The sequence below is a fragment of the Lentzea aerocolonigenes genome (assembly GCF_000974445.1).
GTDB lineage: Bacteria > Actinomycetota > Actinomycetes > Mycobacteriales > Pseudonocardiaceae > Lentzea > Lentzea aerocolonigenes.
On record NZ_BBOJ01000023.1, the window covers coordinates 148,809 to 164,169 of the forward strand.

Consider the following 15,361-nt stretch of genomic DNA (forward strand, 5'->3'; position numbering starts at 1 on the left):
GCCTACTTCTTGCGCGCGGCGAACCGGGTCGGCTTGTCGCGGAACGGCGCATCGGCCGGACGCGGCTCGGCCCTGCCCTCCAGCACCTCACGGGCCGCGAGCAGCCCGGCGACCGCGGACGCGTTCACGATCTCGCCCGAGAACACCATCCGCACGGCCTCATCGATCCCGAAGCGGTGGATCTCCAGGTCCGCTTCTTCCTCTCCCTGCACGTCACGGTCCACATCGGACAGACCGCGCGCCAGGAACACGCGCACGACCTCGTCGGTGAAACCGGGTGAGGCGGCCGCGTCGACCAGCACGTCCCAGCGCTCGGCGTCGAGCCCGACCTCCTCGGCCAGTTCGCGGCGCGCACCGACGACCGGCTCCTCGCCGTCGTGGTCGAGCAGCCCGGCCGGCAGCTCCCAGAGGTGCCGCCCGAGCGCGTGCCGGTACTGGTGGATCAGCACGACCGAGCCGTCGTCGTCGACCGCCACGACCGCGACCGCGCCCATGTGCTCGACGATCTCGCGCTTGGCCGTCTCGCCACCGGGCATCTCGACGTCGTCGATCCGCAGCGCCACGACCTTGCCGACGTGCAGGTCCTCGCTCGAGACCGTCCGGAAGTCGTGCCTGGACGTCACTTGGACGCTCCCGCCGTCAGCGGCAGCCGGTCGGCGACCCGGTAGTCGATCGCGGCCTTCACGAACGCCGCGAACAGCGGGTGCGGCTTCGTGGGACGCGACTTGAGCTCGGGGTGCGCCTGCGTGGCCGCGTAGAACGGGTGCATGTCGGACGGCAGCTCGACGAACTCGACCAGGCGGCCGTCCGGCGACACACCGGAGAACACCAGGCCGGCCTCGGTGAGCTTGCCCCGGTAGGCGTTGTTGACCTCGTAACGGTGCCGGTGCCGCTCGGACACCTCGGTGGTCCCGTACGCGGAAGCGACCACCGAACCCGGCGTGAGCTTCGCGATGTACGCGCCGAGCCGCATCGTGCCGCCCATGTCGCGCTGACCGGAGACGACGTCCTCCTGGTCGGCCATGGTGGAGATGACCGGCGAACCGCCCTCTTCGAACTCGCTGGAGTTCGCGTCCTCGATGCCCGCGAGGTTGCGCGCGGCCTCGATGACCATGCACTGGAGACCGAGGCACAGGCCCAGCGTCGGCACACCGCGCGTGCGGGTGTACTTCAGCGCGCCGATCTTGCCCTCGATGCCGCGCACGCCGAACCCGCCCGGGATCAGCACCGCGTCCATGCCGGACAACGCCCGCGCGGCACCCTCGGGCGTCTGGCACTCGTCCGACGGCACCCACTTGATCTCGACCTTGGCGTGGTGCGCGAACCCGCCCGCCCGCAGCGCCTCGGTGACCGAGAGGTAGGCGTCCGGCAGGTCGACGTACTTGCCGACCAGCGCGATCTTCACCGTCTCGGTGGGGTTGTGCACGCGCTCGAGCAGGTCGCCCCACACCGTCCAGTCGACGTCGCGGAACGGCAGGCCGAGGCGGCGCACTACGTACGCGTCGAGGCCCTCGGAGTGCAGCACCTTCGGGATATCGTAGATCGACGGCGCGTCCACGGCCGCGACGACGGCGTCGGTGTCGACGTCGCACATCAGGCCGATCTTGCGCTTCAACGCGTCCGGGATCTCCCGGTCCGCGCGGCACACGATCGCGTCGGGCTGGATGCCGATGTTGCGCAGCGCCGCGACGGAGTGCTGCGTCGGCTTGGTCTTCAGCTCGCCGGACGGCGCCAGGTACGGCACCAGGCTGACGTGCAGGAAGAAGACGTTGTCGCGGCCGACGTCGTGGCGGACCTGGCGGCACGCCTCGAGGAACGGCAGCGACTCGATGTCACCGACCGTGCCGCCGACCTCGGTGATGACGACGTCCGGCGTGACGCCGTCGGCGTCCGGCTCGGCCATCGCCCGGATGCGGCGCTTGATCTCGTCGGTGATGTGCGGGATGACCTGGACCGTGTCGCCCAGGTACTCACCGCGCCGCTCCTTGGCGATCACCTCGGAGTACACCTGGCCGGTCGTCACGTTCGCGTCGCCGCTCAGATCCCGCGCGAGGAACCGCTCGTAGTGGCCGATGTCGAGGTCCGTCTCGGCACCGTCGTCGGTCACGAAGACCTCGCCGTGCTGGAACGGGTTCATCGTGCCGGGGTCCACGTTCAGGTACGGGTCGAGCTTCTGCATCGTTACCCGCAGGCCGCGCGAGGTGAGCAACTGGCCGAGGCTGGAGGCGGTGAGCCCCTTGCCCAGGGAGGACGCGACGCCTCCCGTGACGAAGACGTGCTTGGTCGTACGTGCCTGCTGCACCAACGGGGCTCCCGTGAAAATCGTGGGGGTAAATCCCCCTATCCACGGGCCATAACGCTAACACGCCGCCGGTCACTCAGCGCACCACGACCCGGCAGATCACATCACCCGATCGGCGCAGTGAGGGGTTTCGCCGAACCCGCCCCGGCACGCGCCGAGATCAGGAATCGTTGTCACGTGACCTTTGACGTGGCCGGCAGCGTCGCCGGAGCCGTGCACGACCGTTCCGCGGCGTGGCGATTCATCGAGGGTTTCGCCGCGGCGTGGACGGAGCCGATCGGGCCGGAGGACGGCTGGAGCCGCCGGGAGCTCGCCGAGGCCGAGGACCGGCTCGGAGTCCGTGTCCCGGAGGCGGTGAAAGAGGCGCTGTCCTTGTTCGGCAAGCGGCCGGAGGTGACGAGCACCCACGACCGCCTGCTCGCGCCGGCCGAGCTGCGGCTGGACCGTGAGGTGCTCGTCTTCCGCACCGACCAGTGGATCGAGGCCTGGGGAGTACCGCTCGCCGGTGAGGACCCGGAAGTGCTGGTCAGGCGCGACTTCGACAGCAACTACCAGTACACCTGGAAGCCGTGGATGCCGCGCTTCTCGCTGGCGTGCGTGGAACTGGTGCTGTCCACGGCGGTGTTCGGCTACGGCGGCGGGACAGCGGACAGGGAGAGGTCCGCTGCGGACGTCCCCCTGCTCGAAGAGCACTTCACTCTCCTGCCGCTGAACAATCCTCTCAGCCGCTGGTTCGTCTCCGACGACTTGATCATCCGCGAGGACGACCGCGCGTGGCTGTGGGCCTGCGCCCGCACGCCGGAAGCGTTCGAACTGCTGGTGGAGCGATTTCCCGGTCCCTGGGAGCGTTAGCCCGCGGTGCCCGGCGAGGACGCCTCGGCGTTGCCCGCCACGCCGTAACGGCCGGAGCGGCCCTCCAGCTGTTCGCGCAGCGCCATCACCACGACGACCTGACCGGCCGGGGTGTCGGAGTTGTCCACCGTGGACAGGATCGACGTCGCGGCGGTGTCCGCGCGGACCACGCCGATGGCACCGGTGCCGTTCGCGGACCCGTTCGCACCGGCCAGCACGACGCCCGCGCCCGACCGGTCGAGCTGGGTGGCGAACCGCGCGACGGTCGCGGCGCGGTCTGCGGCCGAGTCACCGATCGCGGCACCACCGGTCAGCACGATCGCGAGCTGCGCGGGCTTCACCCCCGAGGTCGCCTTCACGAACCCGGCGTTGGAGAGCCCGGCGAGCGCGGCGGCCGCCTCGTCCGGCGTGGCCTGCGGCTGGTTGTTCGACGCGTTGAGCAGCAACAACGTCCCGAACAGACCGCCGGCGCGCGTACCGGGGTCGGCGGCGGTGGGCAACTGCGAACCGGCGGGCTGCAGCCGTGCCACGAGGTCGCGGAGCTGGTCACCGCGCGAAGGGTCGGCGAACGCGTCGGTCAGCTGGATCTCGCCGGTCACGCCGGCGCCCGCGGACTTCAGCAGCCCGCTCAGAGCGTCCCGATCGGACGGACGCGCGTCGGAGGTGGTGACGATGACGACCGTGCGGTCGGTCAGCCTGTCCTTGACGGCGAGCGGGCCGACGGACGCGGCGAACTTGTCCGCCTCGGTCAGCTTGGCGTTCAACGCGTTGCGGTCGTTCTGCAGGTCGTTCACCTGCTGTGCCAACGAGTTCTTCTCATCGCTCAAGCCCGACAACAGCCGCCCGCTGATCGCGGTCGACCCCAGCACGACCCCCACCGCCAGCGCGAGGAACACCGCGGTGATCGAAACTATGTGGTATCGCAGCGTGATCACGAGAAGAACCCCTTGAACCAGTTGACGACGGATTGCCAGCCGTCGACCACGATGTCGACGTAGACGTGACCGACACCGGACACCGCGAGCGCCGCCGCCATGGCGACGATCGCCGCGGTCACCAGCAGGACGATCACGCCCAGCGAGACCCGGCTGCGGTGCAGGGTCGCGACGGCCTCCCCGTCGACGAGCTTGCTGCCGAGCTTCAGCCGGGTCAGGAACGTGGAGGGGTTGGAACCGGAGTGCCCGCGGTCGAGGAACTCGCGCAGCGTCGCGCGCAGCCCCACGGTGACGACCAGGGACGCCCCGTGGGCCTCGGCGAGCAGCAACGCGAGGTCCTCCGCGTTGCCGGAGGCGGGGAACGTCACCGCGCCGATGCCGAGGTCCTGGATCCGCTGCAGACCCGGCGCGTGGCCGTCGGCCTGCGCGGGCACGACCACCTCGGTCGCCGCGCGCAGTGACGCGGTGCCGATGCCGTCGGGGTCGCCGACGATGACGTCCGGCTTGTACCCGGCGTCGTGCAGCGTGTCGGCGCCGGTGTCAACGCCGATCAGCACCGGCCGGTACTCGCGGATGTACTTGCGGAGCCTGCGCAGTTCCTCGGCGTGCGACGGCCCACCCGCGACGACGAGCACCTGCCGGTCGCGCATCGGCACGTACACCTCGGGCACGCCGACGCCGTCGAGCACCAGCGCGCGTTCCCGGCGCAGGAACTCGATGGTGTTGGCGGAGAACGCCTCCAGCTGCGCCGACATGCCGGCCTTCGCCTCGATCATCGCGTCGGCGATGCTTTCGGCGTTCTGCTCGATCCCCTTGGCGAGCTCGCGTTCCCCGGCGTAGACGACACCTTCGTGCAGCCGGATCTTGGCGCCTTCCTTGATCTCCCGCAGCGCGACGGCGCCGACGTTGTCGATCAGCGGAATGCCCGCCTCGATCAGCAGTTCCGGGCCGAGGTTGGGAAAGCGACCGGAAATGGACGGTGAGGCGTTCACGACACCGACCACCTCGGCCGCGACGAGTGCCTCCGCGGTGCGCCGGTCGAGGTCGACGAGGTCGAAGACCGCGACGTCACCGGGACTGACTCGCCGCACCAGGTCACTCGCGCGCCGATCAACCCGCGCGACACCCGTGACACCGGGAAGTTCGTGGTTCGTGCGGCTCAGCAACCCGGAAAGCTTCATGCGCCGATAGTGACCCACGGTGCCCGCGTGACAGGTGAGGCACGCCGGGCAATTCGTGCTGGTCAGTCGTCGGGGTGAACTACTACGGCTCCAAACGCGAGAACCACTGCACTTATGAGCACCCAAATGCCGTTGCCGAAGCCCGCTTCCAGGCCCGGATCGATGGTGATGTTGCCCGCTTTGTGGAAGCTGATCGCGTTCAGCAAATAGACGAAGAGCATTCCCGTGACGCCGGCGAGTGCCGCGGCTCCGGCATAGGCGACTTTCCGCCACCTGATGCCCAGCAGGACGGTCGCGGCCGCCGCGGCGACCGGGATGCCGAAGAGCGGACCGTGTTCGTCTTTCGTGCCACCGAAGTGCGTGCTCCAGCCGGTGGTGACGAACTCGGTCTGCGGCTGGTCCGGGGTGAGCCGGATGAGCAGTTCCGACAACGGCAGGAACGTCGCCGCGACCGCCGCCGCGGCGGCGAGTCCGAGCAGGACCGCGCTGAGGAGTTTCACGCCGGCTCCCGCTGGACGGCGAGCGCACCGGCGAGTGCGGTGAGCGTTCCGGCCACGAGGAACACGAGCCCGTAGCCGATCGCGAAGTCGCCCTGCTGCTCGACGGCGTGGCCGCGTTCGGAGATCAGCAGCACCGCGGTGATGCCGACGGCTCCGAGCTGCGCCGCGGCACCGGCGAGCGCGGCCCGGTTGATCCAGATCCCGGCGACGAGCAGCACCGCCGTGAGCGCGACGGGCAGGCCGTACCAGGGCGAGAGGTCACCGGCGGGCCAGTCGCCCGGCTTGTTCACGACCTGCGTGCCCCACGCCCTCACGACGACCTCGACGTTGCCGGCGTAAACGGTCGAGTACCACGGCAGCACCATCGCCGTCGCCGTCAGCACCACCCCGGCCACGATCAGCGCGACCGCCGTCGGTCTTCCGATCACCGCGTCTCCTGCTGCGCGTCCGGTGGGATCTCGGTCCCGAACGGTGGCGTGTCGTCGTCGTGGTCGAGCTGGTGCACGACCACCGCGTCCTCGTCGTCGATCTGCTGAACCACTGGCTGGGGCCTCTGCTGGGCGAGTGCCGCGCCGATCACGGCGATGATCGCTCCCGCACCCAGCAGGTAGGTGCCGGCGAAGTAGTTCAGTTCGTACGACTGACCGTCGCCGGTCGGCCAGTAGCTCATCATCTCTTTTTCGTGCTGGATCTGCGCCACGTAGAAGAACACGACTCCGGCGAGCGCACCCGCCGCCCCCATCGCCAGCGGACGGCCGATGAACGCGCTCCTCTCCCGCAGCATCAGCACGACGGCGACCAGCGCGAGAACGGCCGTGATCATCACCGGCCCTCCCGCCGCGTAGTAGGCGTCGTCGACAGAGCTGGTCTGAGGCGCGCCTTTCACGATCCACAACGTGGTGGTGAACGACTGGTCCAGCCCGCGCCCGTACTGGTAGACAGTGCCGTAGGTGTTCTGGAAGCTCGCGAAGGCCGTCAGCAACGCCCCCAGGACGAGCAGAACCGATGCGATCTTGCGGCGGTCAATCACTCTTCGGCTCTTTCGGCTCGACGATCACGGGATAGCCGTACGGCGGCGTCTCCGTGTCGTCCGGCTCCTCGTCGATCTGGTGGATCACCACACCCCCTGTGGTCTCTTCGGGCCTCACCCGCCGCGGCAGCTCCTGGTGCAGCACCGCCGACACCACGGCCACGCCCGCCGCCACGATCAGCAGGGTGATCCCGTCACCCTGCTCCACGTTCACGGGCACGGGCGGCCCGAGCTCCTCGAGCTTCTTCACCGTCGCCTGGACGCTGGTGACCGCGGACCACGCCGCTCCCACCAGCAGTCCGGCCCCGAGCAACGACCCCACGCGCGTCGCGGGAACCCGGAACGCCAGCACCGCGGCCAGCGCCATGACCAGCGCCGCGCCGACGGCGGGCTCGCCGAACTCGATGGGACCGAGCAGCAGCGCGCCGCGGAAGTCGTCCCTCTCGATCACCCACGACGTCGCCTCGAAGCGCAACGTCCTGCTGTTGATCGTCACCTCGACGGCGTAGGCGGACAGGAACGTCGCCGCCACCGCGAGCCCGGACGCGACGAGCACCAGCACCGCCCCGAAGATCCGGCGCGTGCTCGTCGGCCCGGTCTGCTGGACGGTCACGTGACCATCATGCCGAACCTGAGCCCGGACAGCGGGTCAGGCCTTCTTCTTGCGCCGCCGCACGACCGGTGCCGCCGACTTGTCCGCCTTGGCCGCGGCCAGCAGCTCCTCGGCGTGCGCGCGACCGGTGTCGGTCGAGTCCATGCCGGCGAGCATGCGGGCCAGCTCGACCACCCGCTGCGTCTCGTCCAGCTTGCGGACCGCGGACCTGGTGAACGTGCCGTCCGCGGACTTGTCCACGACCAGGTGCCGGTCGGCGAACGCCGCCACCTGCGGCAGGTGCGTGACCACGATGACCTGGTGCGAGCGGGCGAGCCTCGCGAGCCTGCGGCCGACCTCGACCGCCGCGCGGCCACCGACACCCGCGTCGACCTCGTCGAACACCAGCGTCGGCACCGGGTCCGAGTGCGACAGCACGACCTCCAGCGCGAGCATCACGCGCGAGAGCTCACCGCCGGACGCGCCCTTGTGCACGGGCAGGGCCGGCGCGCCGGGGTGCGAGATGAGGCGGAGCTCCACGTCGTCGACGCCCGACGCCCCCGCGTGCAGGATCGACCGGCCGACGTTGAGCGCCTGCTGGTCGCCCGCTTCGGCGTGCCGCGGGCGGACCGCGAGCTCGACCGAGGCGTGCGGCATCGCGAGCCCGTCGAGCTCCTCGGTGACGGCCTTGCCCAGGTCGGCGGCGGCCTCGACGCGCGCGGCGGTGACCTGCTCCGCCAGTGCGGCGAGCTCGACGGCCAGTTCGTCGCGGCGGGTGGCCAGCGCGGTGAGGGCTTCCTCGGAGGTGTCGAGACCGTCGAGGCGGGCGCGGGCGTCGTTCGCCCACGCGATCACGCCGTCGACGTCCGCGGCGTACTTGCGGGTCAGGGCCTTCAGCTCGGCCTGGCGCTGCAGGACCTGCTCCAGGCGGCCGGGGTCGGCCTCCAGGTGGTCGAGGTAGCCGGAGATCTCCGCGCCGACGTCCGCCAGCAGCGTCGCCGCCTCGACGAGACGCGGTTCCATCTCGCGCAACTTCGGGTCTTCGGAAGCGGACAGGCGGCGGGCGGCCTCGGAGATCAGGCCGAGCGCGCCGGGGTTGTCCGGGTCGCCCTCCAGCGAACCGCTCACCGCGTACTGCGCGCCCTGGGCGGCTTCGCGGAGCTGGTCCGCGTCCGCGAGCCGGCGGGCCTCGTCGTGCAGTTCGGCGTCCTCGCCCGGCTTGGGGTCGACGGCGTCGATCTCGGACAGGCCGTGCCGCAGCAGGTCGGCCTCGCGCGCGAGCTCGCGGGAACGCTCGGTGCGCTCCTTCAGCTCGGTGGTGACCTTGAGCCACTCCTCGCGGACGCTCTGGTACGCGCGCAACGGCTCCGCCACGTCGTCGCCTGCGAAGCGGTCCAGCACGCCGCGCTGCTCGGTCGGGCGCATCAGCCGCAGCTGGTCGTTCTGACCGTGCACGGCGATCAGCTGCTCGGCCAGTTCGGACAGCACGCCGACCGGCACCGAGCGGCCGCCGACGTGGGCACGGGAGCGGCCGTCCGAGCCGACGGTGCGGATCGCGATCAGCGACCCGTCCTCGTCCGCCTCGCCGCCGACCTCCTCCGCCACCTTCGCGGCAGGGCTGCCGGCCGGAGCCTGGAAGCGGCCTTCGACCACCGCCCTGTCGGCTCCGGTGCGCACGCGGGACGCCTCCGCCCGGCCACCGCCGAGCAGGTGCAACCCGGTCACGACCATGGTCTTGCCCGCGCCCGTCTCACCGGTGACGACGGTGAATCCGGGGTCGAGTTCAAGGGTGGCCTCGTCGATCACGCCAAGGCCATTGATGCGCATCTCGGCCAGCACAGGGCGAACCTTACTTGTCGGGTCCGACATTTCCGGATGGGACCTTGCTCTGGGGGCACCATAACGAGCGAGTGCCGACGCACCGAGCGGCGCGATCAGCCTGCCGATGGTCCCCGCCACCCCTTCACCGGCAGGTCGAACTTCTCGACCAGCCGGTCCGTGAACGGAGCCTGGCGCAGCCGCACGACCTTGAGCGGCACCTCGCCCTCCACGATCTCGATCCGAGCGCCCGCGGGCAGCTCGAACGTGCGGCGCCCGTCCGCGGACAGGGCCGCCGGGTGACCCGTCGACTCGATCTCGAACGCCACGTGCGACTTCGGCGAGACGACCAGCGGTCGGGCGAACAACGCGTGCGCGTTGCTCGGCACCACCAGGATCGCCTGCACGTCCGGCCACACGACAGGGCCACCGGCGGAGAACGCGTACGCCGTGGAGCCCGTCGGCGTCGCGCACAGCACGCCGTCGCAGCCGAACGCCGACACGGGCCGTCCGTCGACCTCGATGACAACCTCGAGGATGCGTTCGCGGATCAGCTTCTCGACGCTGATCTCGTTGAGCGCCCAGGTCTTCAGGACGACCTCGCCGCCCACCTTCGCGACGAGGTCGAGCGTCATGCGCTCTTCCACGAAGTAGTCGCGTTCCAGCACGTGCCCGACGGCCTCGTGCAACGCGTCCGAGTCGGCCTCCGCGAGGAAGCCGACGCGGCCCAGGTTCACGCCCAGCACCGGCACCCGCGCGGGGCGGGCGAGCTCGGCGCCGCGCAGCAGCGTGCCGTCACCACCGAGCACGAGCACCAGTTCGGTGCCCTCCGCGGCGTGGTCGTCGGCGGGCACGACCTTGGTACAGCACGACGGGCCGAGGTCACGAGCCTCGTCGTCGAGCACTCGTGTCGTGACGCCCCCGACCGCGAGGCGGCCGGCCACCTGACGGGCGAGATCGATGTTGCTCTGGTGGCCGGTGTGGACGACCAGCAGGACTTCCCTCATTGGGGCCCTTCTTCGACGGCGGTGCGCACCATCTCCACAGCGTCGGATCCCATGGGCGCGGATCCCGCCTTGCGGAGCCAGAGGAAGTATTCGACGTTGCCGGACGGACCGGGCAGCGGGCTCGCGACGACACCTCTCGTCGTCAGCCCGAGCTCCTCAGCGGCCTTGGTGACCTCGAGAACCGCCGCGACGCGCAGTTCCGGGTCGCGCACGACGCCACCGGAGCCGAGGCGTTCCTTCCCGACCTCGAACTGCGGCTTGACCATCGGCAGCAGGTCGCCCTCCTCGTCGAGGCACGCGGCGAGTGCGGGGAGCACAAGCCTCAACGAGATAAACGAAAGATCCGCTACGACGAGTTCAACTTTCCCGCCGATGTCCTCGGGAGTGAGGGTGCGGACGTTGGTCTTGTCCTTCACCACGACCCGGTCGTCGGTCTGCAGCTTCCAGTCGAGCAGACCCCTGCCGACGTCGGCCGCGACGACCTGCCGTGCGCCGTTGCGCAGCAGCACGTCGGTGAAACCGCCAGTGGATGCTCCCGCGTCGAGGCAGCGCTTGCCCGTCGGGTCGATCTTGAAGCCTTCGAGCGCGCCGATCAGCTTGTGCGCGCCCCTGGACGCCCAGTTCGGGTCGTTGGCGAGGTCCTTGACGACGACCGCGTCGGAGGTCTCCACGGCGGTCGCGGCTTTCGTCGCGACGGTGCCGCGGACCGTGACGCGGCCGTCCGCGACGAGTTGGCTGGCGTGCTCACGGGACCTGGCGAGCCCCCTGCGCACGAGTTCGGCGTCGAGCCGCACTCTGCGAGGCACTGTGCATCACACCTTGTCGATGCTCGACAGTGCGTCGGTGAGCGTCGCGTGCACGGCGTCGAACCGCGCGACGTGCTCGTCGAGCGGAACGTTCTCGAGCCCGTCGAGCCTCGCCAGCGCGCCGTCGATGGCGTCAGCCGGGTTGGGCGGTGGTCCGGGCAGGGGGTAGCTCACGGCTCTTACGGTAGCCGATGGAGTACCGACAGGTCCGCGCCGACATACGTGGGCCGCTGGTCTTCCGGAAGCGCTTGCGCCTCTTCTTCGGTCGACACACCTGTGAGGACGAGCAGCGAGTCCATGCCCGCGTTGACCGCGCCCAGGACGTCCGTGTCGAGCCGGTCGCCGATCACCAGCGGCCGGTTCGCCTGGAGCTCCTTCGCGGCCTGCTGGAGCAGCGGGGTGGCGGGCTTGCCGGCGACGAGCGGTTCCGCGTCGGTGGCCGTTTTCAGGGCGGCGACGAGGGAACCGTTGCCCGGCAGGAGACCGCGTTCGGTGGGCAGGGTGGCGTCGACGTTGCACGCCACCCACAGCGCGCCGTTGCGGATGGCGACCGCGGCCTCGGCCAGCTCGCGCCAGCCGAGGTCCATGGACAGCCCCTGCAGGACCGCCACCGCGCCTTCGGCGGTGTCGGTCGGGATGAGCCCGCGCTTGAACACCTCGGCCTCCAGGGCCTCGGTGCCGAGCACGAGCACGGTGGAGCGCTTGGGCAGGCGTTCGGCGAGCATGGCCGCGCCCGCCTGCGAGGAGGTGCTCACCTCGTCGACGTTCGTCTCGAACCCGAGCTCGACGAGGTGGTCAGCCACCATCTGCGGTGAGCGTGAGGCGTTGTTGGTGACGTACCGGATCCCGACACCCTTGCTTCTGGCTGCCGCGATCGCTTCCGCAGCACCGGGCACGGCCTGGGACCCGCGGTAGACGGTGCCGTCGAGATCGATCAGCAACGCGTCGTACCGGTCGGCCAACGTCTCGCTCACTGCTCCGCGGTCTCCTCCTGGGTCAGCTCGAACGCGCGCTCGGCGGCGTCCGTCTCCCCTTCGTCGTCAGCCTCGGCGGCGTTGAGGAACCACTTGACCGCTTCCTCGATGCGACCGGCCGCGGCCAGGTTGTCGGCGTAAGCGTAGAAGAGCCGCGCGGAGTAGGGAGTGCGCTGCCCCGGATCCAGGTCGGGACCCTGCAACGCCACCACGGCCGCGTCCAGCTGCCCCATGTCGCGACGAGCACCGGCCGCGACGATCCGCAGCTCGATCTCGTCCTCCTGGGAGAGCTCCTTCGCCGCGGGATCCTTGGCGAGGTCGATGGCCCGCTCCGGCCGCCCGAGCGCCCGCTCGCAGTCGGCCATGATCGCGAGGTGACCCGGCCCGGGCATCATCCGGCGCGCGGCCCTGAGCTCGCTCAACGCCTCGGCCCACTCGTCCGCGAAGTAGGCGGTGAGCCCCGCCGCTTCCCGCACGACACCGACCCGCGCCGCCTTGCTGCGCGCGTACCGGGCGTGCTCCAGGGCGAGCTCGGGCTCCTCGTCGATCAGCAGCCCGGCCGCGGCCAGGTGCCGTCCGACGATCTCCGCGAGCCCCTTCGGAAGGCTGCGCAGCTCGGCCTTGATCTCCGGGTCGAGCAGCGACAGGTCGGCCTCCTCCGGCAGCTCGGGCCGGCCGCCGCGGGGGGCGGGAGCGTCGTCCCGGTCGTCCCGCTGCTGGGCGCGGTCGTCTGCCTCACGGTCGCCGGACCGGGTGCCGCGCTCGTCGGCGGTGTCGCGGTCGTCGGCGTCCCGGTCAGCGGCCTGGCCGGCTTCGGGGTCGGCGTCCTGGTCAGCCGTCTCGTCGGCGGTCGGGTCGGCTTCGCGGTCGCCCTCCCGGCCGGCGGTCTGGTCGCTGTCCTGGTCAGCCGTCTGGTCGCTGTCCCGGGTGACGCCGTCGGCGTCGTCAGCGGCAGCGCTCTGGGCGGAGGTCACGCCCTCGACGGACGCGGCACCGTCGCCGGCCTCGGCACCCTGCTCACGCCCGGCCGCGGCGCGGGTGGCCGCGGCACCGTCACCAAGGCGGTAACCGGCACGCGAGCCCTCCGACGTCACCTCGGGCGCGGACGAACCCTCGGCACCCGCGACGTCCTGACCGGTGGCCTCGACGCCCGACTCGGCACGACGTTCCTGGAACCGCGCCGCACGCTCACGGCTGCGCTCGTCCCGCCGGTCGTCGCGCTGGTAGCCACCACGCTCCGCACCGCGCTCGCCCGAGCGGTACCCACCCCGGTCGTCAGAACGGGAGTCACGACGGTCGCCGCGGTACCCACCCCGGTCACCGGAGTCGTCCCGCCGGAAGCCGCCACGGTCACCCGAACGCTCGCCACGGAACCCGCCGCGCTCACCGGAGTCGCTCTTGCGGTACCCGCCGCGGTCGCTGGAACCCCGGTAACCACCACGGTCACCAGAGTCGTCCTTGCGGTACCCGCCACGGTCGCTCGAGCCGCGGTACCCGCCGCGGTCACCCGAGTCGTCCCGGCGGAAGCCGCCGCGCTCACCGGAGTCGCTCTTGCGGTAGCCACCACGATCGCTGGAACCCTGGCCGCGGTAACCACCACGGTCGCCGGAGTCGTCCTTGCGGTAGCCGGGGCGGTCACCGGAGCGCTCACCGCGGTAACCGCCACGGTCACCGGAGTCACTCTTGCGGAAGCCGCCCCGGTCGCTGGAACCCCGGTACCCGCCGCGGTCACCCGAGTCGTCCCGGCGGAAGCCGCCGCGCTCACCGGAGTCGCTCTTGCGGTAGCCACCACGATCGCTGGACCCCTGGCCGCGGTAACCACCGCGATCACCCGAGTCGTCCTTGCGGTAGCCGGGGCGGTCACCGGAGCGCTCGCCACGGAAGCCGCCGCGCTCACCGGAGTCGTCCTTGCGGTAGCCGCCACGATCGCTGGAACCCTGGCCGCGGTAGCCGCCACGGTCGCCTGAATCGTCCTTGCGGAAACCACGGTCGCCGCGGAAACCACCGCGGTCGCCGGAGTCGTCGCGACGGAACCCACCGCGGTCGTTGGAACGGTCCCCGCGGTAGCCCCCGCGCTCGCCGGAGTCGTCCTTGCGGTAGCCGCCGCGCTCACCGGAGCGCTCGCCACGGAAGCCGCCGCGGTCGCCGGAGTCGCTCTTGCGGTAGCCGCCACGATCGCTGGAACCCTGGCCGCGGTAACCACCACGGTCACCTGAATCGTCCTTGCGGTACCCGCCGCGGTCGCTCGAGCCGCGGTAACCACCGCGATCACCCGAGTCGTCCTTGCGGTAGCCACCACGGTCGCTCGAACCCCGGTAACCACCACGGTCACCGGAGTCGTCCTTGCGGTAGCTGGGGCGGTCGCCGGAGCGGTCGCTGCGGTAGCCGCCGCGGTCGCTCGAGCCCTGGCCCCGGTAGCCGGCGCGGTCGTCTCGACGGTCGCCGCGGTTGGTGCGGTCGCCGGAGCCTTCACCACGCTGGGAGTTGTTGCTGAACTTTCGATCGCCTGCTGGACGGCCACCCTCGGAACGGCGCGGTCGGTCTCCCTGGCCACGCTGACGGTCGCCGGGACGATCCCCGAACCTGGACACCTAATCCTCCTATGGACACGCTGAAAGGGGCTTGTGAGCGAGCACTGTTGTTGTGCCCCGCAATCACAAGCCCCTTCAGGGAAGAAGTTCGGCGGCGACCTACTCTCCCACACCGTAACCAGTGCAGTACCATCGGCGCAGAAGGGCTTAACTACCGGGTTCGGAATGGGACCGGGTGTTTCCCCAACGCTATAACCACCGAAACACTATGAAATTACAACCAGCAACCCCGCAGGGCCGCGATCGGTCCTGGTTGTTCTTCCAGAACCGCACAGTGGATGCGTAGCGTCTTTGTAACAAGTCCTCGGCCTATTAGTACCAGTCAGCTCCAACCGTTACCGGTCTTCCACCTCTGGCCTATCAACCCAGTGGTCTAGCTGGGGGCCTTAACTCACGAAGAGTGGGATACCTCATCTTGGAACGAGCTTCCCGCTTAGATGCCTTCAGCGGTTATCCCTTCCGAACGTAGCCAACCAGCAATGCTCTTGGCAGAACAACTGGCACACCAGCGGTCCGTCCGTCCCGGTCCTCTCGTACTAGGGACAGCCTTCCTCAAGTATCCTACGCGCGCGGCGGATAGGGACCGAACTGTCTCACGACGTTCTAAACCCAGCTCGCGTACCGCTTTAATGGGCGAACAGCCCAACCCTTGGGACCTACTCCAGCCCCAGGATGCGACGAGCCGACATCGAGGTGCCAAACCATGCCGTCGATATGGACTCTTGGGCAAGATCAGCCTGTTATCCCCGGGGTACCTTTTATCCGTTGAGCGA

15 protein-coding genes and 2 rRNA genes are annotated in these 15,361 nt (G+C 70.3%); 1 reads left to right on the top strand and 16 read right to left on the bottom strand.

Going from position 1 to position 15,361, the window contains the following annotated elements; translation table 11 throughout:
• Positions 1–2 precede the first annotated feature (2 nt).
• Positions 3–623 (bottom strand): NUDIX domain-containing protein, encoded by a 621-nt coding sequence (locus AOM45_RS38660; RefSeq protein ID WP_030468853.1) that lies wholly within the window; start codon positions 621–623, stop codon positions 3–5.
• Positions 620–2,302 (bottom strand): CTP synthase, encoded by a 1,683-nt coding sequence (gene pyrG, locus AOM45_RS38665; protein WP_030468852.1) that lies wholly within the window; start codon positions 2,300–2,302, stop codon positions 620–622. Before pyrG ends, AOM45_RS38660 begins: the two co-directional genes overlap by 4 nt.
• A 177-nt stretch (positions 2,303–2,479) precedes the next feature.
• Between pyrG and AOM45_RS38670 the strand changes: the two genes are divergently transcribed.
• A complete protein-coding gene (locus tag AOM45_RS38670; RefSeq protein WP_035910933.1) occupies positions 2,480–3,154 on the top strand; it encodes a hypothetical protein in 675 nt (224 codons plus the stop codon).
• On the opposite strand, the gene AOM45_RS38675 is transcribed toward AOM45_RS38670, so the two are convergent.
• The 14 genes from AOM45_RS38675 to AOM45_RS38735 all read right to left on the bottom strand — a co-directional run.
• Positions 3,151–4,089: a copper transporter gene (locus AOM45_RS38675; protein ID WP_030468850.1), complete on the bottom strand. Its 939-nt coding sequence runs from the start codon at positions 4,087–4,089 to the stop codon at positions 3,151–3,153. The genes AOM45_RS38670 and AOM45_RS38675 overlap by 4 nt on opposite strands.
• Positions 4,086–5,270 (bottom strand): putative cytokinetic ring protein SteA, encoded by a 1,185-nt coding sequence (steA, locus tag AOM45_RS38680; RefSeq protein WP_030468849.1) that lies wholly within the window; start codon positions 5,268–5,270, stop codon positions 4,086–4,088. Before steA ends, AOM45_RS38675 begins: the two co-directional genes overlap by 4 nt.
• 62 nt (positions 5,271–5,332) lie before the next feature.
• A complete protein-coding gene (locus tag AOM45_RS38685; RefSeq protein WP_030468848.1) occupies positions 5,333–5,770 on the bottom strand; it encodes a hypothetical protein in 438 nt (145 codons plus the stop codon).
• The gene (locus AOM45_RS38690; protein WP_030468847.1) at positions 5,767–6,198 is read right to left on the bottom strand and encodes a hypothetical protein; all 432 of its coding nucleotides are present in this window, start codon (positions 6,196–6,198) and stop codon (positions 5,767–5,769) included. Before AOM45_RS38690 ends, AOM45_RS38685 begins: the two co-directional genes overlap by 4 nt.
• The gene (locus AOM45_RS38695; protein ID WP_030468846.1) at positions 6,195–6,800 is read right to left on the bottom strand and encodes a hypothetical protein; all 606 of its coding nucleotides are present in this window, start codon (positions 6,798–6,800) and stop codon (positions 6,195–6,197) included. The genes AOM45_RS38690 and AOM45_RS38695 overlap by 4 nt, the downstream gene beginning before the upstream one ends.
• A complete protein-coding gene (locus AOM45_RS38700; RefSeq protein ID WP_030468845.1) occupies positions 6,793–7,413 on the bottom strand; it encodes a hypothetical protein in 621 nt (206 codons plus the stop codon). The genes AOM45_RS38695 and AOM45_RS38700 overlap by 8 nt, the downstream gene beginning before the upstream one ends.
• A gap of 36 nt (positions 7,414–7,449) precedes the next feature.
• Entirely contained in the window at positions 7,450–9,231 is a 1,782-nt protein-coding gene (gene recN, locus AOM45_RS38705) for a DNA repair protein RecN (protein WP_035910931.1), read from the bottom strand.
• Between the two features lie 95 nt (positions 9,232–9,326).
• Positions 9,327–10,217, bottom strand: a complete 891-nt coding sequence (locus AOM45_RS38710) for an NAD kinase (RefSeq protein WP_030468843.1) — start codon at positions 10,215–10,217, stop codon at positions 9,327–9,329.
• Complete coding sequence (locus AOM45_RS38715) at positions 10,214–11,023, bottom strand: TlyA family RNA methyltransferase (protein WP_030468842.1); 810 nt, start codon at positions 11,021–11,023, stop codon at positions 10,214–10,216. Before AOM45_RS38715 ends, AOM45_RS38710 begins: the two co-directional genes overlap by 4 nt.
• A gap of 6 nt (positions 11,024–11,029) precedes the next feature.
• Entirely contained in the window at positions 11,030–11,197 is a 168-nt protein-coding gene (locus tag AOM45_RS51985; protein WP_167980346.1) for a hypothetical protein, read from the bottom strand.
• A 5-nt stretch (positions 11,198–11,202) separates the two neighbouring features.
• Complete coding sequence (locus AOM45_RS38720; protein ID WP_030468841.1) at positions 11,203–11,997, bottom strand: HAD-IIA family hydrolase; 795 nt, start codon at positions 11,995–11,997, stop codon at positions 11,203–11,205.
• The gene (locus AOM45_RS53205) at positions 11,994–14,588 is read right to left on the bottom strand and encodes a hypothetical protein (protein ID WP_156093937.1); all 2,595 of its coding nucleotides are present in this window, start codon (positions 14,586–14,588) and stop codon (positions 11,994–11,996) included. Before AOM45_RS53205 ends, AOM45_RS38720 begins: the two co-directional genes overlap by 4 nt.
• 86 nt (positions 14,589–14,674) lie before the next feature.
• Positions 14,675–14,791: ribosomal RNA gene (rrf, locus tag AOM45_RS38730) — 5S ribosomal RNA — on the bottom strand.
• A gap of 89 nt (positions 14,792–14,880) precedes the next feature.
• Positions 14,881–15,361: ribosomal RNA gene (locus tag AOM45_RS38735) — 23S ribosomal RNA — on the bottom strand; the annotation flags it as partial.

Coding starts and splice junctions, on each gene's coding strand:
- AOM45_RS38710 (WP_030468843.1), bottom strand. CDS start 10,217: ATGAGGGAAGTCCTGCTGGTCGTCCACACCGGCCACCAGAGCAACATC.
- steA (WP_030468849.1), bottom strand. CDS start 5,270: ATGAAGCTTTCCGGGTTGCTGAGCCGCACGAACCACGAACTTCCCGGT.